This window comes from Streptomyces sp. NPDC058864 (genome assembly GCF_042742985.1).
GTDB lineage: Bacteria > Actinomycetota > Actinomycetes > Streptomycetales > Streptomycetaceae > Actinacidiphila.
Genome location: NZ_JBHYMQ010000019.1, coordinates 20,415 through 42,779 on the forward strand (window position 1 = coordinate 20,415; position 22,365 = coordinate 42,779).

Consider the following 22,365-nt stretch of genomic DNA (forward strand, 5'->3'; position numbering starts at 1 on the left):
ATCCCCCTGTTCCCAGTCGTTCGTGTTCAGGCCCGCAGCCGCAGGCCGCGGGGTGTCGCATGGAAGCCGGCCGCCTCCAGGGCGCGTCCGAGCACCGAGGTGAGGGCGGACTCGCCGTTGGTGCGCTCCACCGTGAGCCGGCCGAGCGCCCCGTCGCGCACGGCCAGGGCGAGCGCGTCGGCGGCCGCCTGCAACCGCTCCTCGTCCGCGCCGCCGCCTGCCCGCCCGTCGCCCTCCGTCCCGGACGGGCCGGGCCAGGCCAGCAGCGTCTTGCCGCCGCGCTCCACGTACAGCGTGAGCTCGCCGTCGACCAGGACGACCAGGGCCCCGGCCTTGCGTCCGGGCCGGTGGGTGACCCCGGGGGGCTGCTCGGGCCAGGGCAGGGCGGCACCGTAGGCGTTGGCCGGGTCGGCGGCCGCCAGCACCACGGTGCGGGCCTTGTCGTGCCGGGCGTCCTCGCGGTCCCGGGCGTTGCTGATGGCCCGCAGGCGGTCCACGGCACCGTCCATCGCGAACTGCGCCGCGCCCAGCCCCTCCACGACGTAGCCGCGGCGCGCCTGGCCGGTCTCCTCGAAGGCCGAGAGCACCCGGTACGCGGCGGAGAAGCCGCCCTCCACGCCCTCGGCGGCCACCGCGCCGCGGGTGACCACGCCGTGCCGGTCGAGCAGGGTGTGGGTGAGCGCGTGCGCCCGGTGCGTCGCGTCGGGCTCCGCGGCCGGCACCAGGGACCAGCGGCCGGCGGTCGTCGGCGGTCCGCCCCGCGAGGCCGTCACCCTGGGCGCGGGCCGGCCGGTTCGGGCCGTGAAGGCGCCGTAGCGGCCGCGGGGCACCGCGCGCGGCGCCCGGTGCGCGGTGGAGCCCGCCGTACGGCCGGAGCCGAGCAGGGCGCGCAGGGGCGCGAGCGTGTCGTTGGTCAGCCGGCCCGACCAGGCCAGCTCCCAGACCACCTCGGCCAGTTCCGGATCGGACAGCTCGTGCCCGGCGGCGCGGACCTGCTCGGAGATCTGCCGGAAGAACAGCCCGTAGCCGCCCGAGAGCCCGTCCAGCACCGCGCGGTGAACCGGGGAGAGCTCCAGGGGCTGCGGCTGCGGCAGCAGCAGGGGCGCGGTGTCGGCGAGGTACAGCGACACCCAGCCGTCCTTGCCCTGCAGGGCGCCGGCCCCCGCCCACACGATCTCGCCCGCCGACGTGAGCTCGTCCAGCATCGCCGGGGTGTAGTCCGCCACGCGGGCGGGCAGGACGAGCTTCTCCAGCGCCGAGGCGGGGACCGCGGCGCCCTGGAGCTGCTCCACGGCCCGCACCAGTCCGTCGAGGCCGCGCAGGCTGTGCGTGCCCACGTGCTGCCACTGCGGCAGGAAGGTGGCCAGGGTGGTCGGCGGCACGGGTTCCAGTTCGTGCCGCAGCGCCGCCAGCGAGCGCCGCCGCAGCCGCCGCAGCACACCGGCGTCGCACCACTCGTGGCCCGCGCCGCCGGGCCGGAACTCGCCCTGCACGACCCGGCCGGACGCCGCGAGCCGGTGCAAGGTGCCGTCGGCGACGGCGGTGCCCAGACCGAAGCGCCGTGCCGCCTCGGCCGAGGTGAACGGTCCGTGCGTCCGGGCGTGGCGGGCCAGCAGATCCGCCAGGGGGTCCTTGACCGGCTCGGTGAAGGCCTCCGGCACACCGACCGGCAGCGCGGTGCCGAGCGCGTCCCGCAGCCGCCCGGCGTCCTCCACGGCGGCCCAGCGGTCCACGCCCGCGACACGGACCCTGATCGCCCGGCGCGCGCCCTCCAGCCCGGCGGCCCAGCCCGGCTCCGCCCCGCGCGCGGCCAGCTCGGCGTCGTCCAGCGGGCCCAGCACCCGCAGCAGGTCGGCGACGCCCTCGGGATCCTTGATCCGCCGCTCCTCGGTGAGCCACTGCAGCTCGCGCTCCAGCTCCACCATGACGTCGGCGTCGAGCAGCTCGCGCAGCTCGGCCTGGCCCAGGAGTTCCGCCAGCAGCCGGGAGTCCAGTGAGAGCGCCGCGGCGCGCCGCTCGGCCAGCGGCGAGTCGCCCTCGTAGAGGAACTGCGCCACGTAGCCGAAGAGCAGCGACTTGGCGAAGGGCGACGGCTCGGGTGTCGTCACCTCGACCAGCCGGACCTTGCGGGACTCGATGTCGCCCATCAGCTCGACCAGCCCGGGGACGTCGAAGACATCCTGCAGGCACTCGCGGACGGCCTCCAGCACGATCGGGAACGAACCGAACTCCGAGGCCACCTGGAGCAGCTGGGCGGCCCGCTGGCGCTGCTGCCACAACGGGGTGCGCCGGCCCGGGTCGCGGCGGGGCAGCAGCAGCGCCCGGGCCGCGCACTCCCGGAACCGGGACGCGAACAGCGCGGAACCGCCGACCTGGTCGGTGACGAGCTGCTCGACCTCGCCTTTGTCGAAGGCGACGTCGGCGGCGCCGACCGGTGACTGGTCGGCGTCGTACTCGGTGCCCTGCCGGGCCGGGTCCACGTCCAGCAGGTCCAGGCCCATCAGGTCCGCGTCCGGCAGGCGCAGCACGATGCCGTCGTCGGCGTGCATCACCTGCGCGTCGAAGCCGTACCGCTCACCGAGCCGGGCGCCGAGTGCGAGCGCCCACGGGGCGTGGACCTGGGCGCCGAAGGGGGAGTGGACGACCACCCGCCAGTCGCCCAGCTCGTCACGGAAGCGCTCCACCACGATGGTGCGGTCGTCGGGCACATGGCCGCAGGCCTTGCGCTGCTCCTCCAGGTAGACCAGCACATTGTCGACGGCCCACGGGTCCAGGCCCGCCGCGGCCAGTCGTGCCCGGCCCTTCTCCGGCTCCAGGGCGGCGACCTCGCGCAGGAAGGCGCCGAGAGCACGGCCCAGTTCGAGCGGACGGCCCAGCTGGTCGCCCTTCCAGAACGGCAGCCGCCCCGGCACACCCGGGGCGGGCGAGACCAGCACCCGGTCGCGGGTGATGTCCTCGATCCGCCACGAGGTCGTGCCCAGGGTGAAGACATCGCCCACCCGGGACTCGTAGACCATCTCCTCGTCCAGCTCGCCGACCCGGCCGCCGCCCTTCTTCGGGTCGGCGCCGGCCAGGAACACCCCGAACAGCCCGCGGTCGGGGATGGTGCCGCCCGAGGTCACCGCCAGACGCTGCGCGCCCGGCCGGCCCGTCACGGTGTTCGCCACCCGGTCCCACACCACGCGCGGCCGCAGTTCGGCGAAGGCGTCGGACGGATAGCGCCCGGCCAGCATGTCCAGCACCGCCGTGAACGCCGAGTGCGGCAGCGCCGCGAAGGGCGCGGCCCGGCGCACCACCGCCAGCAGTTCGTCGACGTCCCACGTGTCCAGTGCCGTCATCGCGACCAACTGCTGCGCCAGGACGTCCAAGGGGTTGGCCGGGACGCGCAGCGCCTCGATGGCGCCCTCCCGCATCCGCTCGGTGACGACCGCCGACTGCACCAGGTCACCGCGGTACTTGGGGAAGACCACGCCCGTCGAGACCGCCCCCACCTGGTGTCCGGCCCGGCCCACGCGCTGCAGCCCGGACGCCACCGAGGGCGGCGACTCGACCTGGACGACCAGGTCTACCGCGCCCATGTCGATGCCCAGCTCCAGGCTGGACGTGGCGACGACGGCCGGCAGCCGCCCTGCCTTGAGGTCCTCCTCCACCAGGGCGCGCTGTTCCTTGGAGACCGAGCCGTGGTGCGCCCTGGCCAGCAGCGGCGGCGCCCCGTGCGCCGCGCCGGACTGCGCCATGATCTCCGCGGGCGGCGCGCCCTCGGGCAGGGGCTCGCCCATGGCCCGCTCGTACGCGATCTCGTTGAGCCGGTTGCACAACCGCTCGGCCAGGCGGCGTGAGTTGGCGAAGACGATGGTGGAGCGGTGATCCTGCACCAGGTCGGCGATGCGCTCCTCGACGTGCGGCCAGATCGAGGGCCGGGGGTCGTCGCCCTCGGTGGCCGGAGAGCCACCGAGCTCGCCCAGGTCCTCGACGGGGACGACCACCGACAGGTCGAACTCCTTCTGCGACGGGGGCTGGACGACCGTCACCTTGCGCTGCGGCGACAGGAAGCGGGCCACCTCGTCCACCGGGCGGACCGTCGCCGACAGACCGATGCGCCGCGCGGGGCGCTCCAGCAGCTCGTCCAGCCGCTCCAGCGACAGCGCCAGGTGCGCGCCGCGCTTCGTCCCGGCGACGGCGTGGACCTCGTCCAGGATCACGGTCTCGACGCCGCGCAGCGACTCCCGGGTCGAGGAGGTCAGCATCAGGAACAGCGACTCGGGGGTCGTGATCAGGATGTCCGGCGGCCGGGTCGCGAGCGCGCGCCGCTCGGCGGCCGGGGTGTCGCCCGATCGGATCCCCACCCGCACCTCCGGCTCCGGCAGCCCCAGCCGTACGGACTCGTGCCGCAGCCCGGTCAGCGGGCTGCGCAGATTGCGCTCGACGTCGACGGCGAGCGCCTTCAGCGGCGACACGTACAGCACGCGGCAGCGGCGCTTGGCCTCGGCGGGCGGCGGCGTCGACGCCAGCCGGTCCAGGGCGGCCAGGAACGCCGCCAGCGTCTTCCCGGAACCGGTGGGGGCCACCACGAGCACGTCCGACCCGCCGGCGATCGCCCGCCATGCCCCCGCCTGGGCGGCCGTGGGCGCGCTGAAGGCCCCCGTGAACCACGCGCGCGTGGCGGGGGCGAACGCGTCGAGGGCCCCCGCGGGATCCTGCTCCTGCGGGGTGCCACCGGTGCTCCGTCGCGACATGCCATCCATCCTGCCTCGCCGCACTGACAAACCGCCCCCACTCCGCCCGCGCTCCGCGCCCGCACCCCCTTTCCGGGCGGGGACCGGCGGGGGAGGGGCGGGCACGGCGCAGAATGGGGGGATGGGGTCGGACGAGCGGGCGCGGTTCTGGAGGCACCCGGGGTTGCCGGACGTCGATCTGCTGCGGGCGCGGTACGTGCGCAAGACCTTCGTCCGGCACACGCACGAGTCCTTCGTGATCGCCGGCATCACCAAGGGCGTCGAGGCCTTCCACCACCACGGCAGGATCGAGCGGGCGGGGCCGGGGGCGGTGGCGCTGATCAACCCCGACACCGCGCACACCGGGCACGCCGGGGTGCCCGAGGGGTGGACGTACAGCGTGCTCTACCCCGGGACGGACGTCGTGGCCTCCGTCGCGGCGGAAACGACGGCCATCCGAGGAACGGCGGGCTTCGCCGTGGCCGTCGCCGAGGACCCGTACGCGGTGCACCTGGTCACCCAGGTGCTGCGAGCCACCGACCAGGGCAACGCGCTCGCCGCCGACACCATGATGCGGCTCGCCATCGCCCGGCTGCTGCGCGGCCACGGGGGAGTGCTGCCCGAGCGCACCCCACTCACCGCGGGCGCCCGCAACGCCGAGCGCGCCCGGCAGATCCTGGAAGCGCGCCTCACCGACCCGCCGCCGCTGGCCGAGCTCGCGGCGGGCCTCGGCACCAGCCCCTTCGCGCTGCTGCGCGGCTTCCGCGACCTGTACGGCATGCCGCCGCACGCCTGGCTCACCGACGCCCGGGTCCGCCGCGCGCGGCGGCTGCTGGACGACGGGACGACTCCGGCCGAGGCCGCGGTCGCCGTGGGCTTCACCGACCAGCCCCATCTGAACCGCCACTTCACTCGGATCGTGGGGGTGCCGCCGGGCGCCTACCAACGGGAGCGCAAGAACGTACAAGACGGCGCCGAGGGCGCGGCCTAGCGTCGGACGGGTGACCGCAGCACCCCTGGAAGCCGGACAGCCCCGGCAGCAGCACCCACCGCCGTCCGCCAAGCCGCGTTCCGCGGTGGTCCGCGACGCCCTGGGCGTGGGCGTCGCCGTCGGCCTGTCCGGCTTCGCCTTCGGGGTGACCTCGGCCGGGGCCGGGCTGAGCCTGCTGCAGACCTGCGCGCTCAGCCTGCTGGTGTTCACCGGCGCCTCGCAATTCGCCCTCGTAGGCGCCCTGGGCGCCGGCGGCAGCCCCCTCGCGGCCGCCGCCGGCGCGTTCTTCCTCGGGGTGCGCAACGCCTTCTACGGGCTGCGGCTCTCCGGACTGCTGCGCCTCCCGCGCGGGGTGCGCCCCTTCGCGGCGCAGTGGGTGATCGACGAGACCTCCGCCGTCGCCCTGGCACAGCCCGACCGGGCGAGCGCCCGCCTGGGATTCACGGTCACCGGCGCCAGCCTCTACGTGCTGTGGAACCTGACCACGTTCCTGGGCGCGCTCGGCGCCGCCGCCCTCGGCGACCCCGCCGACTGGGGCCTGGACGCGGCCGGTCCGGCGGTCTTCCTCGCGTTGCTCGCCCCCATGCTGCGGGGCCGCCGCGAGCGGGCCACGGCGGCCCTCGCCGTACCGCTCGCCCTGGTGTGCCTGCCGCTGCTCCCCGCCGGGGTGCCCGTCCTGGTCGCGGCACTGGCCGCGCCCCTCGTCCTGGCCGTGACCGGCCGAAAGGAGGCCGACCGTTGAGCACATGGATCGCCGTGGGCGTCACGGCCTTCGGCTGCTACGCCGTGAAGCTGCTGGGCCTGTCGGTCCCCGCGGGCTTCCTGGAACGTCCCGTCGTACGGAGGCTGGCCGCGCTGCTGCCCATCGCCCTGCTGGCGGCCCTCACCGCGCTGCAGACCTTCGGGGACGGCCGCGGCCTGGTGCTCGACGCGCGCGCCGCGGGCCTCGCGGCGGCGGGTGTCGCCCTGGTGCTGCGCGCCCCCTTCCTGGTGGTCGTCGCCGTGGCGGTGGTGGTGACCGGAGCGCTGCGGGCCGTCACCTTGTGACGGGTTAGTGTGACCCGTCACGACACATGCGCAAGTAGAGGGGTGGGACGATGGCGGCCGACACCCTGCCGCTCCTCTCCGATGCGGCCCGCGCCCTCGCGGCGCGCTGCGAGCACAAGGTGAACGAGATCGCCCGCTCCATGACGACGAGCGCCTTCACCGACCTCCCCGGCTACGCCGAGCTGCCCGCCGACGCCAAGGAGGGTGAGCTCGCCGCCACCGCGCGCCACGGTCTGCGGCTCTTCCTGCGCCGGGTCGTCCACGGGACTCCCGCCGAACGGCCGGAGCGCGGCGACTTCGACCGCTTCAGGGAACGCGCCGCCCAGCGCGCCGAGGAGGGGCTGCCCCTGCACCTGGTGCTGCGCAGCCATCTGCGCGGCACCGCCGTGCTGTGGCGGGCACTGCGCGAAGTGGCACGGCCCGGCGAGGAAGCCGCGCTCGCCGAACTCGCCGACGTCCTCATCGGCATCCAGGAGGGCATCGTCGGCGCCGTCTCCGAGACGTACCTGGACGAGCAGAGCACGCTCGCCGCCGAACGCCGTGAGGAACGCCGCTCCCTGGTGCGGGCGCTGCTGGACGGGTCCCTGCCGCCGGAACGGTTCCCCGCCGGGCGGCTGGGCCTCGTGGACGGCGCCCTCGTGCTGGCCCTCCACTTCCCGCCCGAGGACGCCGCCGGACGTCCCGCTGCCGCCGCGTACCGCAGGCCGCGCCGTGCCCAGGCCGCGCTCGACCGCGCTTTCGGCACCGAGGTGCCGGCCCTGCTCGACGACAGCGGCGGCCACGCCGTCGTCCCCGCTCACCGGGTCCCGCCGGGTGGCGACGACGCGCTGCTCGCCCCGCTGCGCCGCGCCTGTTCCCCGGACGTACGGCTGGCCGCGGTGACGGCCGCCGGCCCCGGCGACATCCCCGGCGCCGCCCGTACGGCCTCGGAGGTGCTGCGGGTGGCCCGCGCCGGGGGCCTGCCACCGGGGGTGCACCGGCTCGACGACGTACTGCTGGAGTACCACCTGTCACGGCGCGACGAGAGCAGCGAGCGCATAGCCGCCCTGCTCGACCCGATCGCCGACCGCCAGGACCTGGTCGAGACGCTGCGGACCTACCTCGGCAGCCGCCAGGAACGCCGCAGCACCGCCCGGCAGTTGGGGCTGCACCCCAACACCGTCGACAATCGGCTCGCCCGGATCTCCGAACTCACCGGGCTCGACCTCGCCGCGCCGCACGGCACGGCCCTGGCGCTGGCCGCGCTGCTGCTGCGCGACGCCGCCGGGTGAGCGCGCTCAGCCGAGGCGCCCGTACGCGCGCAGGGTGAGCAGCGCGTCGAGGGTGACCAGGGGCCGCCACTCCAGCAGAGTCCCGGGCGCCCACGCGGGCCGGCGAGCGGGCCAGCCGCCGTCGTCCTGCTGGCCGTCCGCCAGGAACTCCAGCGCGCGGTCCATCTCGGCGTCGGTGAACCACTCCCGCGCCGGGGACTCCGGGCTGCGCGCGTAGTCGTACGCGAAACGGTGCTCGCCGTCCGGCGATCCGGACGGCGACACGTGTTCCGCGTGCCGCCCTGGGTCCAGCACGACGAGCCGCTGCTCGCGCACGATCCGGCCCAGCCGCGCGGCCGCCTCCCGGGCCCGCGCGCGATCGGGCGCGTGGTCCAGGAACGCCATCGCGGCCACGGCCTCGCCGGGATGGGCCTTGTCCAGGGTCTCGATCGCCGCCCAGCAGAAGTCCGTGGCCCGGAACAGCCAGGCGTGCCACACCTCGTTGCGGTGCAGGGTGCCCACCACGGGCCCGGTGGCCAGCAGGTCGCCCGGCGGGCTGTCCACCAGCGGCAGCCAGGGCGCGACCGGGAAGCCGCGCAACGAGGGGTGGAGCGCGGGCAACGCGCCCTCCGGCGTCGACACGGCCGTCACGTAGCGGCAGATCCGCTCGGCGCGCTGGCCGCCGCACCTGCCGATCTCGTCGAGCACGCGCAGCGCGTGGGCCACGTGCAGCGGCTGACTCACCGTGCCGCGCAGATCGGGGTCGAGGGCGTGGCCGTAGCCGTCATCGGCATTGCGGTAGGCGGACAGCGCGGTCTCCACCGCGTCCGCCGGGCCGTTCCTGAAGTGGTACGCGAACCTGCGCTGCTCGAGCACGCGTGCGGTCAACCACACGAAATGCTCGGCGCGTTCTAGCGGGGTTGCTGGCATGTGCGCACAGTAGGCCTCCGTAAGCACTCTGCACACAGAAGTGCGCAGGGAGCACCCTGGCGTGCGACCACGCGCCCCCCGGTACGGGTCACGGGCCGCCGGGAGTTGACGGCCCCGGTGCACGCCGGACTTAATGTGCCGGAAAACATTGGGGGAGGGGGCGCGGTGGACGACCCACTGCTGTGGCGGGCCGGTTCCGTGGAGCTGGCCGACTGGCTGGACGGCGTGCGCCGGTGGCTGCTCGGGGAATCGGCGGGCGAGTACGAGGTGTGGAGCGGTCCGGTCTTCCCCGACTACGGGAGCGTCATCCACCGGGCCGGTGACACCGTTTCACTCGCCCGGTTCCTCACCGGCGCGGGCGTCGACGCGCTGCGCGCCACCACGCACCGCGGCGCCCGGCAGGGCGAGACCTCAGTCGAGTTCCGCGTCGAGGACCGCACCGGCGCGGACGCCCTGCGTGTCGTGCCGCCGGCCGGGCGCGCCGGCAGTGTGCGCCCGGCCGCACCGGTCGCCGATCCGGCCGCGCTCGCCGCCTGGCTGCACCAGTTGTCGCCGCTGCTCCCGGTACCGGTCCCGCACCGGGAGGCGTCGGCCGATCCACTGCGAGAACCACTCGCCGCCACCCTGTACCACCGCGCCGGCGACCTCCTGATCGGGCTGGAGGCGCACGACGGGCGCCCGGCCGGCTCCGGACTCCGCCCCGCGGACGACCGCCTGCTGGTCGCCACGCAGCCGGACACCCTCGCTCACGAGTCCGGGCTCCTCGTGCACCCGGCGGTCCTGGAACGCACACCCGTCACGACCGCCGGCGAACTGGCCCGGTGGCTCGGCGGACTGGACGCCGCCTGGGGGCAGCGGCCGGAGCTGTCCGCGCTCACCGGCCGTGCCGCCCGCGCCGTGCTGCCGTACGGCGATCTCCGCGCCCAGGTGCGCAAGATCGAGCACGGGACGCCGCTGCTCATGGTCGGCCGGCCCTTCGGCCCCGAGGTGACGGCCTCCGGGCCACCGGAACGGCTCGCGCGGTGGGCCCGGCCGCTGCTGGACGTGGTCGTGCACGAGCGGGCCGCGTCCTCGTCGCGCCGTGCCCTGGCGCGATGGCTGCGCGGTGTGGAGGAGTCGGTCTTCGGCGCGCCCGCCGCCTGGACGGTCACCGCCCCCGCCACGCCGCCCGGAGCGCCCGTCACCACCGCCGAGCTGGCCGGGCTGCTGTCCGGCGCCCCGGACGGCGGGGTCCCGGGCGTGGACCGCCTGGCGCCCGGCGAGGTCTCCCTGCGGGGTGCCGGGGCCGCGTTCGGCCGGATCGGCATCACCGGCCGCCCTGCTTCCTGAGAGGCAGCGGGCGGCGGGCGGCGGCACCGCCCGGGCGGGCCCGGTGACGATGCGCGCGCGGGCTCCCGGGGGTTTGAATGGGAGAGGGACCGACGACATCGGACGACCGGGTGACTACACACACCGACCTGGACAACCTCGGCTCGCCGCATGACGGCAGCGGCGCCCTGTTCGTCGTCGACGCGCACGGCGGCGTCCTCATGTGCACCGGGTCGGTGCACGAGCTGATCGGGCGGTCTCCGGCGGAGGTGTGCGGACGGCCGGTCACCGAACTCCTCACGGCGCCCGAGGCCTGGGCACGCCTCCTTCCCGCGGCCGGCGTCCCCGACACCGAATGCGACACAGAGCTGCGCCACAGCGACGGCACCGCGGTCCCGGTGCGGCTGCGGATGCAGCGGATGGCCGCGGGCGGCGGTCCGGCCGGGGGTCTGGTCGTGACCGCCACGCCCAGGGCGGTGGCCGAACGCCGCAAGGAGGACGAGGCCTTGCTCAGAGCCCTCTTCCAGCAGCGGCACGTGGGCCTCGCGATCCACGACCTGGCACTGCAGACCACCCGCCTCAACGTCTTCCCCGGCACCCTGGAGCTGTCCACGGCGCTGGAGGACCTTGAGGTCGATCCGATGCACTGGGGCCTGGAGGACGTGCTGCTCCCCAAGGACGCGAAGGCGCTCCGGGAGCAGCTCAGGCGCGTCGCCGAGACCGGGGAGCCGCTGGTCGACTGGGTGCACAGCGCCCGGCGCCGGGAGGCGCCCGACGTGAAGCGGCTGGCGTCCTTCTCCGCCTTCCGGCTGCACGGCGCGCACGACCGCCCCGTCGGAGTCGCCGTCATCTTCACCGACGTCACCCAGGAGTACGCCGCCCGTCAGCGCATGGAGTTGATGCACGCCGCGGCGGAGCGCATCGGCCGCAGCCTGGACGTCGCCAGGGTCGCCCAGGAACTCGTGGACGTCCTCGTCTCCCACCGCTTCGCCGACCTGGCCGCGGTGGACCTGACCCACACCGTGCTGATCGGCCAGGAGCCCGGCGAGTTCCGGCTCGGCGCTCCCTTCCGCAGGATCGCGGTGGCCTCCACCGACGGCTCGTGGCCTCCCGAGATCCACCCCCGGGGCGCCGGCTTCCGCCTGCGCAGCCTGGAGAGCGACCACCTGCGCCGCGGCACCGCCGTCTTCAGGGCGGACCTGACCTCCTGGCGCGAGGGCCTGGCCGGGGACCTGGAGCGCAGCAGACTGCTGCTGCCCGACGCGGCCGAGTCCTTCCTGAGCGTGCCGTTGATCGCCCGTGGCCTGGTGCTCGGCGTCCTGGTGATGTGGCGCACCGCCGCCCTCCCGCCGTACGGCCTCGGCGACGCCGGCCTCGCCGAGGAGCTCGCCTCCCGGGCCTCCCTGGGCCTCGACAACGCCCGCCGCTACACGCGCGAGCACCGCACCGTCGAGGCGCTGCAGCGCAGCCTGCTGCCGCCGTCGATCACCGAGACCAGCGGGGTGCTGACCGCGGGCAGTTACGTGCCGGCGGGCACCACCGAGGCGGTCGGCGGCGCCTGGTTCGACGTGATCCCGCTGTCCTCCAGCCGGCTGGCACTGGTCAGCGGGGACGTCACCGGCCACGGCCTGAACGCGGCGGCCACCATGGGCAGGCTCCGCACCGCGGTGCAGACCCTGGCCGACCTCGACCTGCCGCCCGGTGAGCTCCTGGCCCACATGGACGACCTCGTCGTCAGGCTCGGCGACGTCGCCCCGCCGCACGGCGAGGAGGAGGACGGCGGCGTCCGCGGCAGCGCGGTCGGCGCCACCTGTCTGTACTGCGTCTACGACCCCGTCGAGGGCCGCTGCGAGATGGCGAGCGCCGGGCATCCCCCGCCGGTGTACGCGGCGCCGGGCGCCCCCGCGGAGGTGATCGCCCTCAAGCCCGGCCCGGCGCTGGGCGTGGACAGCATGCCCTTCGAGCCGGTCGGCTTCGCGGTACCCCCGGGCAGCGTGCTCGCGTTCTTCAACGAAGCGCTCATCTCCCACCCCGACGGCTCCGCGCAGGAGCGGCTGGGACGGCTGTGCTCGGTGCTGGCCGCGGACCCCGGCGGGAGGCGGACCCCGACCCGGACCGGGCGCGCGATCCTCGAGGAACTCCTCGTCGAGCCGCCCGGAGACGACGTCACGCTGCTGGTGGCCCGTATGCGCTCGCTGCCGCCCGGATCCGTCGCCACCTGGGAGTTCCCCGCCGACCCCGCCGTCGTGGCGCGGGCCAGGACCGCGGTGGAGAGCCAGCTGCAGCGGTGGGACCTCAAGCACCTGGCGTTCACCACCGAGCTCATCACCAGCGAGCTGGTCACCAACGCCATCCGCTATGGCGGCGCCCCGGTCGGGCTGCGCCTGATCCGCGACGACACCCTGGTGTGCGAGGTGTCCGATCCGAGCCAGACCCAGCCGCGGCTGCGCCGCGCCCGGCTGTCCGACGAGGGCGGCCGCGGGCTGTTCCTCGTCGCCCAGCTCTCCAGCCGCTGGGGCAGCCGCTACACCGTGGGCGGGAAGACGATCTGGGCGGAGCAGTCGCTGTCGGAGCCCTGAGGCCCGCGTCAGGCGTCCGGGCCGCCCGGGTCGCCGGTCCGGGTGCCGCCACTGAACCTGGGAGGACGACCGTAGGCGGCGTCCGTCCGGTGCCCCACCGCGCGTGCGCCGACGGAGGTGGTTCCAATGGCGCACGGCGGCCCGCCCGCTCCCATGGGTGAGGCGGCGGCGATCCTGCGCGCCCTGTTCACCCAGTCGCCGGTCGGACTGCACGTACTCGACCCGGACCTGCGCGTGGTCCGGGTCAACATGGGTACCCCCGCCATGCGCGGAGTACGGCCGGAGGACCTCCTCGGGCGGTACTTCCGCGACGCCTATCCCGTCGTCTCGCCCGACGACGTGGAGGAACGCGTGCGCCGGGTGCTCGACACCGGAGTGCCCCTGATCGAGGACATCGTGCGGACGCGTCCGCTCTCCGGGGACGGCGCGGAGCACTCTGGGAGGCGTCCCGCCGGGCCGGGGCCGTCCGCTCCAGGAGCTCTGCGACGAGATCGTGTACACGCTTCCCGCCGGCGTCGACCGGGGTGTGCCCATGCTCCTGCTGGCCCGCACCCGCCGCTTCCCCCGCCGGACCGCGTCGCCGCCTGGCCGCTCGGGGGCGACCTCACGGCGGTCGCCACCGCGCGGACCCTCGTCCGCGACCGGCTCGCGGTGTGGGGGACGGACGAGGACACGGCCTTCAACACCGAGCTGATCGTCAGTGAGCTGGTCACCAACGCCATCCGCTACGGCAGCCCCCCGATGCGGCTGCGCCTCATCAACGACCGCATGCTGACCTGCGAGGTCCGTGACACCAGTCCCGCCTCGCCGCACCTGCTGCACGCGCGCACCGTGGACGAGGGCGGCCGAGGGCTGTTCATCATCGCCCAGCTCGCCGACACGTGGGGCACGCGGTACGCGGAGGACGGCAAGACCATCTGGACCGAACAGGCGCTGTCCTCGCCCGCGGACCGACCGGCCGGCCGGCGCGGCGACGCCCGTTCAGGCGAACGGACCCGGTCCGTTTGACGCACCGTCCGGGGCGGCGGAACGTGGCGGGTATCCCGCTCGTAGAAAGGCCGGACGGCGATGGCGGACACCCGGGCCAGGCGCATAGCGAAGTTCATCGAGCCGCTCCGTGTGGAGCCGGGGTCCACCGTGGACCTGGCGAGGGACTTCGACCCCCGGTACAAGGGCAGCCTGGAGAAGCGGGACGGCGCTGGACTGCTCAGCACGGGCGTGTCGCTGCTGGCCGAGTACCAGGCGCGGCTGGCCGCCCAGGACACCTACGGGGTGCTGCTCTGTCTCCAGGCACTCGACGCCGGGGGCAAGGACGGCACCATCCGCCACGTCATGAGCGGGGTCAACCCGCAGGGGGTGCGGGTCAGCAGCTTCAAGGTGCCGTCCGCGGAGGAGCTCGACCACGACTACCTGTGGCGCTACGCGCAGCGGCTGCCCTCGCGGGGCGAGATCGCGATCTTCAACCGTTCCCACTACGAGGAGGTCCTCGTCGTGCGGGTGCACCACGAGGTCCTCCAGCGGCAGAAGTTGCCGGAGCACCCCAAGGGCGCGGGCATCTGGGAGCGCCGCTACCGGGAGATCAACAACTGGGAGCGCTACCTGACCGACAACGGCTTCAAGGTCGTGAAGGTCTTCCTCAACCTCTCCAAGGAGGAGCAGCGAACCCGTTTCCTGAAGCGGATCGACCTCCCGGAGAAGAACTGGAAGTTCTCCGCCGCCGACGTGCGGGAGCGCCGTCACTGGGACGAGTACCAGAAGGCGTTCTCCGAGATGCTGTCGGCCACCAGTACCAAGCACGCCCCCTGGTACGTCGTCCCCGCGGACCGGAAGTGGTTCGCGCGGATCTGCGCCGCGGCGGTGCTCGCCCACACGCTGATGGAGATCGACCCCCGGTACCCGACGCTCGGTGAGCACGCCCGGCGCGACCTGCTCACCGCCCGGCGGGAGTTGGAGGCCGAGGCCCCCGCAGGGGCGGCGGCCGACCCGTACGCGGCCCGGCGGCGGACGAAGGACGCGCGGCGCCCCTGATCCGGGGCCCGCCGGACGCCCGGACGCGGCGAACGGATCGGAGGCACGACGATGACGGTGCAGCCCACCCCGGAGGGGGAGCGGCCCGCGTCCCGGGAAGGCTGGTACGCCCGGTCCCCGCAGGACGTCGCGATGGCGTTCGAGGTCGACCCGGACGCCGGCCTGCCGGCGGCCCGGGTGACCGAACTGCTGGCCGCGCACGGCCCGAACGCGCTGCCCGAGGAAAAGCCGCCGCCGACCTGGCGGCGCTTCCTCGACCAGTACCGCAGCTACATGCAGATCATCCTGGTCGCCGCGGCCGTCGTCTCCTTCCTGATCGCCCAGTGGAGCACCGGCATCCTCCTGGTCCTGCTCACCCTGCTCAACGCGGTCGTGGGGCTGCGCCAGGAGGGCAAGGCCGAGAGCGCGATGAACGCCCTCAAGTCGATGATGAAGGCGACCGCCCGGGTGCGGCGTGACGGCACCGAGTCGGAGGTCCCGGCCGAGGGCGTCGTGGCGGGCGACGTCGTGCTCCTGGCCGCGGGCGACCAGGTCCCTGCCGACGGGCGGATCGTCCGGGCCAACGCCCTGCAGATCGACGAGTCGGCGCTGACCGGCGAGAGCGTCCCTGCCGCCAAGGACGCCGGCACCCTGCCCGCCGGCGCCGCCCCCGTCGGGCCCGGCGACCAGACCAACATGGCCTTCATGAACACGCCCGTCACGCACGGGAGCGGTGTCATGATCGTCACCGGCACGGGCGCCGGCACGGAGCTGGGCAAGATCTCCGGGATGCTGTCGGCCACCGCCAAGGAGCAGTCGCCGCTGACCAAGGAGCTGGACGACCTCACCCTGTGGATCGCCGCGGCCGCGGGCCTGACGATGATCGTCATGTTCGCCCTCGGGCGCGCCCGCGGCCAGGAGTGGGACGCCCTGTTCGTCAGCGCGGTCTCCCTGGCCATCGCCGCCATCCCCGAGGCGCTGCCCACGGTGACCCAGGTGATCCTCTCGGTCGGCAGCCTCAGCCTCGCCCGGCGCAACGCGATCGTGAAGGAACTGCCCTCGGTCGAGACCCTCGGATTCACCTCCGCCATCAACTCCGACAAGACCGGCACCCTGACGATGAACCAGATGACCGCCGTCGAGGTGGTCAGCCCCACCGACCGCTACACCGTCTCCGGCACCGGCTACGGCCTGGAGGGCAGGATCCACCACGCGGCGGGCTCCTCCGCGGGCATCGAGGACGCGATCCTGCCGTACGTGGTGGCCAGCGACGCGAAGCTGGTGGACGGCAAGGTGGTGGGCGACCCCACCGAGGGAGCGCTGCTCGTCCTCGGCCACAAGGCCGGGCTGGACATCGAGGCCACCCGGGAACGGATGCCACGGCTGGCCACCCTGCCCTTCGACCCCGACTACAAGCTGATGGCCACCTTCAACGCGGCCACCGACGCCTCGGGCCGGCCGGTCGTGCGGTGCTTCGTCAAGGGCGCGGCACCGGCCGTCATGGCGCGGGCCGCGACCGCCCTCGCCGCCGGCACGACCGTCCCCTGGGACGACGACCTCAGCGGGCGCGCCCAGGGGGCCACCGAACGGATGGGCGGCGAGGGACGCCGCGTCATGGCAGCCGCCACCCGCGACCTGGACCCCGCCGAATTCGACCCCGCCGGTGACCTGCTCTCCCTCGTCACGGGCCTGCGGATGACCAGCCTCGTCGGCATGATCGACCCGCCCCGCGACGAGTCCCGGGACGCGGTGGCGGACGCGCAGGCCGCCCACATCAGGGTCCGCATGGTCACCGGGGACGACGTCACCACCGGCGCCGCCATCGCCCGGCAGCTCGGCATCCCCGGCGAGGCGATGCTCGGGGCCGACTTCGCCGCGCTGCCGGAGGAGGAACGGCTCGCCCGGATCGACGGCATCGGCGTGGTCGGACGGGTCGCGCCCGAGCACAAGGTGCTGCTCGCCGACACCCTGAAGAAGAAGGGCGAGGTGGTGGCGATGACCGGCGACGGCGTCAACGACGCCCCCGCCATCAAGGCCGCGGACATCGGCATCGCCATGGGCAGCGGCACCGACGTCGCCAAGAACGCCGGCCGCATGATCCTCTCCGACGACAACTTCGCCACGATCATCCACGCCGTGGAGGAGGGCCGGAAGCTCTACGACAACCTCACCAAGTACATCCGCTTCGTCCTCCTGCTGCTGGTCACCTTCGTCCTGACCTTCCTCGGCGCGACCCTGTTCAACATCGCCGCCGGTGAACCCTTCACCCCGGCCCAGGTGCTGTGGGTGCACTTCGTCGTCAACGCGCCCTTCGGTTTCGCCCTCGGCTTCGACCAGGAGAGCCCCGGCCTGATGCGCCGCACGCCCAGGCCCCGCGGGCAGTCCGTGCTGACCAGGCCGGTGCTGATCACCGTGGGGCTGAGCGGGCTGGCGATCACCGTCATCCTGCTGGCCCTCATCAAGCTGGGGGAGAGCCGCTTCCACAGCGCCGCCGTGGGCAACTCCATGGCCTTCACCGCGTTCGCGCTCTGCCTGATCGTGGCCGCCTTCGAATGCCGCAGCGAGACCGCGTCCGTCCTCACGACCTCCACCTTCGACAGCAAGCAGATGAACTGGGCGGCGCTGGCGGAGTTCGTCCTCGCCGTCCTGGTGACCCAGATGGACGGCTTCCGGCGCATCCTGGGCACCACCGAGATCAACCTGCGGCAGTTCGGCTGGGCCCTGCTGTCCGCCGTCGTCCTGCTGCTCCTGTGGGAGCTCGGCAAGCTCCTGGCACGCCGGTCACGGGCGGCGGCCCGGAGCCGGGCGACGCCGCTTCAGGTGCCCGCGGCGGGCAGTTCCAGCCTGAGTTCGTAGCCGCCGTCGGCCGTCGGGCCCGAGGTGACGGTGCCGCCGAGCAGCGCCGCGCGCTGCCGCAGGCCGACGAGGCCGTAGTGGGCGCTGGGCAGCGGGAGCGCGGGCCGGGTGGGGGCGGTGTTGGTGACCGTGACCCGGACCGTGCCGCCCTGGTGGTGGATCCGGACCCGCGCGGAGGCACCGGGGGCGTGCTTGCGGACGTTGGTCAGCGCCTCCTGGACGGTGCGGTAGACCGCGCGCTGCACCGTCGGCGGCAGCCCGTCCGGCAGCTCCGGCTGCAGCTCGGCCTCGATGCCGCTGCCGCTCACCAGCCGTTCCAGGTCGGCGAGGGAGGGCTGCGGGGTCAGCTCCGTGGGCCGGCCGCCGGCGGCCCGCAGCACGCTGACCATGTGCCGCAGCTCGTCCAGGGTCTGCACGCTCAGCCGCCGGATCGTCGCCGCGGCCTCCTTGACCTCGGCGTCCTGCGTGCCGACCTGGAGCGCCCCGGCCCGTACGGCGATCAGGCTGACCTGGTGGGAGACCACGTCGTGCATCTCCCGGGCGAGCTGGGCGCGTTCCTTGGCCAGCACGGTCTGCGCCGTGAGCAGCCGCTCGTGGTCGCGGGCCTCGGAGATCTCGGTGAGCCGCAGCGACAGGTCCCGCCGGGCCTGCACGAGCTGGCCCAGGAAGACCGGGGCGGCGGCCGTCGCCGCCGTGTAGCTCAGGGTGATCAGGGTCGAGGGCTCGGACAGGTCGAACTTCGGCGCGGGCCACGGCGCCATGTCCGCGATCGTGAAGGCCAGCGCGCACCCCGCCAGCAGCCACCTGCGCCGGGTGAACGAGGCGAGGGTGTAGAGCGCGGCCAGCGTGGCGAAGGCCGCGTCCGAGACCAGCACGGCGGGCAGCGCCAGCACGAAGGTGATCAGCGGCAGGCGCCGCCGCAGCATCAGGGCGACCGCGCCACCGAGGGCGCAGCCCAGGCGCACCGGCTCCTCGGGGTCGACATTGACCCAGATGTCGAACAGCGCGACCGCGACGACGACCAGGTCCACCACCACGGGCGACGGGCGCCGGAACCTCATCAGTCCTCACCGTCCTGCGACCGCTTGAGCAGCCCCGCGCGCTCCGCGAGCAGTGCGGCCTGCACCCGGCTGCCCACCTGCAGCTTGGTCAGGATGGCGCTCACATGGTCCTTCACCGTGCCGGTCCCCAGGTGCATCCGCCCGGCGATGTCCGCGTTCGACAGTCCCTCGGCGACCAGCAGCAGCACGGTGCGCTCGCGCTCCGTCAGCCGGGCCACGCCGCGGGTCGCCGACTCCTGCGGGCCCGCGCCCAGATACCCGTCCACGACCGTCCGGGTGACCTTGGACGACAGCACGGCGCCGCCGTCGGCGAGCGTCCGCACCAGGAACGGCAGTTCCTCGGGGTCGGTGTCCTTCAGCAGGAAACCGGCCGCGCCCGAGCGGAGCGCCGTGGCCACGTACTCGTCCATGTCGAAGGTCGTCAGCATCGCCACCACCGGAGGCTGCGGCAGGCGCCGGAGTCCGGCCAGGACGGTCAGGCCGTCCACGTCGGGCATCCGGATGTCCAGCAGAACGACGTCGGGCTGGGACTCCTGCGCGGTGCGGATCGCCTGCCCGCCGGGCACCGCAGCCACGACCTCGATGTCGTCCGCCGCGTCGAGGATGCGCTGGAAGCCCGTACGGATCAGGGCCTCGTCGTCGACCACCAATACCCGGATCACGCGTGCTCCACTCACCACCGGACCCCTGTCCGATTCCTACCACGCCGCGGGCGGTCCGGCGGGGAGCCGGGCCGCGTCCGGCCAGGTGACGGGGGAGCGGGGATCGGGAGGCGTTGCTCGACGTCGGAGCCACGACCAACGTAACACCGGGTGCGCCGCGGGCAGCGGCGCGCGGACACGGCGCCCGCGACGGGGCGGGGGCGCCTGGTGGGCTTGACCTCGTCCGCTGACCGGCCGTGCTCGGCATGTACGCCTCCCACGCGGGACCCGGCCTTCCCGGCGGGGGCCGGTGGGCTGGACGGCGGAGATGTCCCCCGGCCGCTCCCTGCCGCTCCCGCTGCGACGACCGCGGGGTGCGCGCGACTGGCCTTCGTCGCTCGGGTGGCCCCGCCGGCCCTGCCCCGGGTGCCGTACCCGCTCCCGTGCGGCGGCCCACGGCAGGGCCGGGCCGGCACCCTTGCCGAGCACGACCCGTTTCATTAACTGATGCCGCCGGCCGGGAAACGGGCGAGCGCGATGGTCACCCAGCGGCGGACGGTCTCGTCGGGGTCGTCCGCGAGCCGCCGGATCGCCGGCAGGGTCTCCGGGCGCCGCGCGAAGCCGAGGCTGCTCAGCGCCGGAACCCGTACCCGCGGCGAGACGTCGGAGAGCAGCCCGACCAGGGCGTCCACGGCTCGCGGGTCGGTCGCGCAATGGGCGCCGAGCGTTCCACCGCGCCCCGCGGACCCCCGCGTCCGGGTCCGAGGCGGTCAGCGCTGGCCGTTCGACGTCGGACGTGAGGTGCGGCCCGCCGTCCGCACGAGGATCCCGGCGAGAACGGCGCGCGTACCGGTTCCGCGCTTCCACCGCGGCCGCGAGGTGGGCCTCCAGCGACGGGGTGAGGTCCGCGTCACGGGCGGCGAGCTCGGTCGCGGGCGTCTGCGGATCGGCGACCACCGTGTCGTCCGTGGGCCGGCCCTCCCCGTTCGTGCCGCCTACCCGGAGCCTCCGGGCCCGGTACGACAGCGCTCGGGGGCGTCAGTGGTGGAGGGCCGCCTTGGCACGTTCCAGGGCGACGCGGACCGCCGCCGACAGGGTTTCGATGTCGTACGCGCGGTAGTGGCGGCGGCCGTTGATGAAGAAGGTCGGCGTGCCCGACACGTTGCTCAGGTCGGCGGACTCGGCGTCCTCGGCGACCCGGACCGCGACGGAGCGGGTCTCGAGGTCGTGCCGGAAGCGCTCCATGTCGAGCCCGATCGCCGTGGCCAGCCGCTCCAGTCCGCGGATGTCGAGCGCCTGGGGGTGGGCGAAGATCTGGTCGTGCATCTCCCAGAAGCGGTCCTGCTCGGCCGCGGCCTCCGCGGCGCGGGCGGTCTGGACGGCGTGGGGGTGCACGTCGGCGAGCGGCAGATGACGCCACACGTACCGGACGTCGCCGAAGTCGGCGAGCAGGTCGCGGATGACGGGCTCCGCCTCACCGCAGTAGGGGCACTCGAAGTCGCCGTACTCGACGACGGTGACCAGGGCGTCGTGCGGGCCGCGGATGTGGTCCCGCTCCGGGTCCACCGGGACGGCCAGGTCCTCCAGTTGCTGCGCCTTGCCCAGCAGCGCCCGCCGGCGCACCGTCCGGGGCAGCCGGGACAGGACGAGCGTCACGCACCAGGTGAGCAGGAAGGAGAGGACCACCGCGGTGAGGATGCCGACCTTCGCCTCGGCGAGCCGCCCGCCCTGGAAGGCGCGGTCCGCGATGAGCAGGGCGATGGTGAAGCCGATGCCGGAGATGGTGCCGCCGGCGGTCACCGCCCCCCAGCCGACCGGCGGACGCAGCCGCCCGCGGCTGAGCCGTGTGGTCAGCGCCGAGGCGCCCACGATGCCGAGCGGCTTGCCCACCACGTAGGCGACGACGATGCCGAGGGTGACGGGCGAGGCGAACGCGGCCGTCAACTGCCGTGCGTCAAGGGTGATGCCGGCGTTCGCCAGGGCGAAGGCGGGGACGATCAGATAGCTGGTCCAGGGGCGGAACAGCTCCTGCAGCCGCGAGTTGAGCGACACCGACAGCGCCAGGCCCCGCCGGGCGTCGCGCTCCAGCGCGGGTGTGGGCTGCTCCCTGAAACGCAGGTAGAGCGTGCTGGCCCGGCGCAGGTCGGCGCCGCGCGCCGGGTGGTCGCAGGCCATGAGGCCGAGCGCCAGCCCGGTGACGACGGGGTCCACCCCGGAGCCGAGCAGCGCGAACCACACGGCCACGCCGGTCAGCGCGAAGGCGGCGCCGCGGAACTCGCCGCAGGCCCGCACGATGGAGTTGGACGCCACGAGGCCGACGGCGAAGAGGCCGATGGCGACGAGCAGTTCCGGCCAGGAGATGCCGCTGGTGTAGGCGAACGCGATGACGGCGAGCGCGATGAAGTCGTCGATGACGGACGCGGTCAGGATGAACGCCCGGGTGGCCGCCGGGAGTCTGCGGCCCAGCAGGGCGTACAGGCCCAGGGCGAACGCCGTGTCGGTGGAGATGACCGTGCCCCAGCCGCGTGCGTCGGGGGTGCCGTGGGTGAAGGCGAGGTAGAGGCCGAGCGGTACGAGCATCCCGGCCAGTCCGGCCGTCGTCGGCAGGGTGATCCGGGTCCGTTCGCGGAACTCGCCGAGGTCGAACTCCCGGCGGGCCTCCAGGCCGACGATGAAGAAGAAGAGCGTCATCAGGCCGCTGTTGATCCACTCGCGCAGGTCGAGCGACACCCCCTGCGAGCCCAGGGTGAGCGACAGGTGGGTGTGCCACACCGACTCGTAGTTCTCCGGCGCCAGGTTCGCCCAGGCCAGGGCGATGACGGTGGCCGCCAGCAGGAAACCGGCGCTCGCGGTCTCGGTGCGCAGGAAACGCAGGCGCGGAGTGGTCACGCCGGGGCGGCGCGGAGTCTGCCCCGTTGCGTGCAGTGACGAGAACGCGCCCACCCGCACATCGTGGCACGAGCCCGCGACGGTGGCCTGT

Annotated in this window: 15 protein-coding genes; 9 read left to right on the forward strand and 6 right to left on the reverse strand. The window is 74.4% G+C overall.

The annotated features are described in order from the left end of the window. Nucleotides 1–26: 26 nt before the first annotated feature. A complete protein-coding gene (locus tag ACFW3D_RS17200) occupies nt 27–4,736 on the reverse strand; it encodes an ATP-dependent helicase (RefSeq protein WP_500504954.1) in 4,710 nt (1,569 codons plus the stop codon). 121 nt (nt 4,737–4,857) lie between these two features. Here ACFW3D_RS17200 and ACFW3D_RS17205 point away from each other — a divergent pair, with 121 nt between their 5' ends. From ACFW3D_RS17205 to ACFW3D_RS17220, 4 genes are read left to right on the forward strand one after another with little or no spacing between them, the layout of a single operon-like run. Continuing rightward, nucleotides 4,858–5,706, forward strand: a complete 849-nt coding sequence (locus ACFW3D_RS17205; RefSeq protein ID WP_500504955.1) for an AraC family transcriptional regulator — start codon at nt 4,858–4,860, stop codon at nt 5,704–5,706. A gap of 25 nt (nt 5,707–5,731) precedes the next feature. Further along, nucleotides 5,732–6,448 (forward strand): AzlC family ABC transporter permease, encoded by a 717-nt coding sequence (locus ACFW3D_RS17210; protein WP_500505048.1) that lies wholly within the window; start codon nt 5,732–5,734, stop codon nt 6,446–6,448. Then, nucleotides 6,445–6,753 (forward strand): AzlD domain-containing protein, encoded by a 309-nt coding sequence (locus ACFW3D_RS17215; protein WP_500504956.1) that lies wholly within the window; start codon nt 6,445–6,447, stop codon nt 6,751–6,753. Before ACFW3D_RS17210 ends, ACFW3D_RS17215 begins: the two co-directional genes overlap by 4 nt. A gap of 50 nt (nt 6,754–6,803) precedes the next feature. Continuing rightward, nucleotides 6,804–8,024, forward strand: a complete 1,221-nt coding sequence (locus tag ACFW3D_RS17220; RefSeq protein ID WP_500504957.1) for a PucR family transcriptional regulator — start codon at nt 6,804–6,806, stop codon at nt 8,022–8,024. 6 nt (nt 8,025–8,030) lie between these two features. Here the strand turns inward: ACFW3D_RS17220 and ACFW3D_RS17225 are convergent, their stop codons facing one another. After that, nucleotides 8,031–8,933, reverse strand: coding sequence for a hypothetical protein (locus ACFW3D_RS17225; protein WP_500504958.1), 903 nt, complete (start codon nt 8,931–8,933; stop codon nt 8,031–8,033). A gap of 165 nt (nt 8,934–9,098) precedes the next feature. Here ACFW3D_RS17225 and ACFW3D_RS17230 point away from each other — a divergent pair, with 165 nt between their 5' ends. The 5 genes from ACFW3D_RS17230 to ACFW3D_RS17250 all read left to right on the forward strand — a co-directional run bounded on the left by ACFW3D_RS17230 (nt 9,099) and on the right by ACFW3D_RS17250 (nt 17,683). Beyond that, nucleotides 9,099–10,262 (forward strand): hypothetical protein, encoded by a 1,164-nt coding sequence (locus ACFW3D_RS17230; RefSeq protein ID WP_500504959.1) that lies wholly within the window; start codon nt 9,099–9,101, stop codon nt 10,260–10,262. A gap of 110 nt (nt 10,263–10,372) precedes the next feature. Further along, nucleotides 10,373–12,820, forward strand: coding sequence for an ATP-binding SpoIIE family protein phosphatase (locus ACFW3D_RS17235; RefSeq protein WP_500504960.1), 2,448 nt, complete (start codon nt 10,373–10,375; stop codon nt 12,818–12,820). Nucleotides 12,821–12,946: 126 nt separating this feature from the next. Continuing rightward, a complete protein-coding gene (locus ACFW3D_RS17240) occupies nt 12,947–13,828 on the forward strand; it encodes an ATP-binding protein (protein WP_500504961.1) in 882 nt (293 codons plus the stop codon). A 60-nt stretch (nt 13,829–13,888) separates the two neighbouring features. After that, a complete protein-coding gene (locus tag ACFW3D_RS17245) occupies nt 13,889–14,848 on the forward strand; it encodes a polyphosphate kinase 2 family protein (RefSeq protein ID WP_500504962.1) in 960 nt (319 codons plus the stop codon). 51 nt (nt 14,849–14,899) lie between these two features. Next, nucleotides 14,900–17,683 carry a cation-translocating P-type ATPase gene (locus ACFW3D_RS17250; RefSeq protein ID WP_500504963.1) on the forward strand — a complete coding sequence of 928 codons (2,784 nt, stop codon included), beginning with the start codon at nt 14,900–14,902 and terminating at the stop codon, nt 17,681–17,683. Here ACFW3D_RS17250 and ACFW3D_RS17255 read toward each other — a convergent pair. From ACFW3D_RS17255 to ACFW3D_RS17270, 4 genes are all read right to left on the reverse strand, one after another. Next, complete coding sequence (locus tag ACFW3D_RS17255; protein WP_500504964.1) at nt 17,644–18,744, reverse strand: sensor histidine kinase; 1,101 nt, start codon at nt 18,742–18,744, stop codon at nt 17,644–17,646. The genes ACFW3D_RS17250 and ACFW3D_RS17255 overlap by 40 nt on opposite strands. Continuing rightward, the gene (locus ACFW3D_RS17260) at nt 18,744–19,406 is read right to left on the reverse strand and encodes a response regulator (protein WP_500504965.1); all 663 of its coding nucleotides are present in this window, start codon (nt 19,404–19,406) and stop codon (nt 18,744–18,746) included. The genes ACFW3D_RS17255 and ACFW3D_RS17260 overlap by 1 nt, the downstream gene beginning before the upstream one ends. Nucleotides 19,407–19,885: 479 nt before the next feature. After that, nucleotides 19,886–20,077 carry a HEAT repeat domain-containing protein gene (locus tag ACFW3D_RS17265; RefSeq protein WP_500504966.1) on the reverse strand — a complete coding sequence of 64 codons (192 nt, stop codon included), beginning with the start codon at nt 20,075–20,077 and terminating at the stop codon, nt 19,886–19,888. 346 nt (nt 20,078–20,423) lie between these two features. Next, a complete protein-coding gene (locus ACFW3D_RS17270; protein WP_500504967.1) occupies nt 20,424–22,274 on the reverse strand; it encodes a Na+/H+ antiporter NhaA in 1,851 nt (616 codons plus the stop codon). Between the last annotated feature and the right edge of the window lie 91 nt (nt 22,275–22,365).

Coding starts and splice junctions, on each gene's coding strand:
- ACFW3D_RS17200 (WP_500504954.1), bottom strand. CDS start 4,736: ATGTCGCGACGGAGCACCGGTGGCACCCCGCAGGAGCAGGATCCCGCG.
- ACFW3D_RS17205 (WP_500504955.1), top strand. CDS start 4,858: ATGGGGTCGGACGAGCGGGCGCGGTTCTGGAGGCACCCGGGGTTGCCG.
- ACFW3D_RS17220 (WP_500504957.1), top strand. CDS start 6,804: ATGGCGGCCGACACCCTGCCGCTCCTCTCCGATGCGGCCCGCGCCCTC.
- ACFW3D_RS17225 (WP_500504958.1), bottom strand. CDS start 8,933: ATGCCAGCAACCCCGCTAGAACGCGCCGAGCATTTCGTGTGGTTGACC.
- ACFW3D_RS17240 (WP_500504961.1), top strand. CDS start 12,947: ATGGCGCACGGCGGCCCGCCCGCTCCCATGGGTGAGGCGGCGGCGATC.
- ACFW3D_RS17245 (WP_500504962.1), top strand. CDS start 13,889: ATGGCGGACACCCGGGCCAGGCGCATAGCGAAGTTCATCGAGCCGCTC.
- ACFW3D_RS17250 (WP_500504963.1), top strand. CDS start 14,900: ATGACGGTGCAGCCCACCCCGGAGGGGGAGCGGCCCGCGTCCCGGGAA.
- ACFW3D_RS17255 (WP_500504964.1), bottom strand. CDS start 18,744: ATGAGGTTCCGGCGCCCGTCGCCCGTGGTGGTGGACCTGGTCGTCGTC.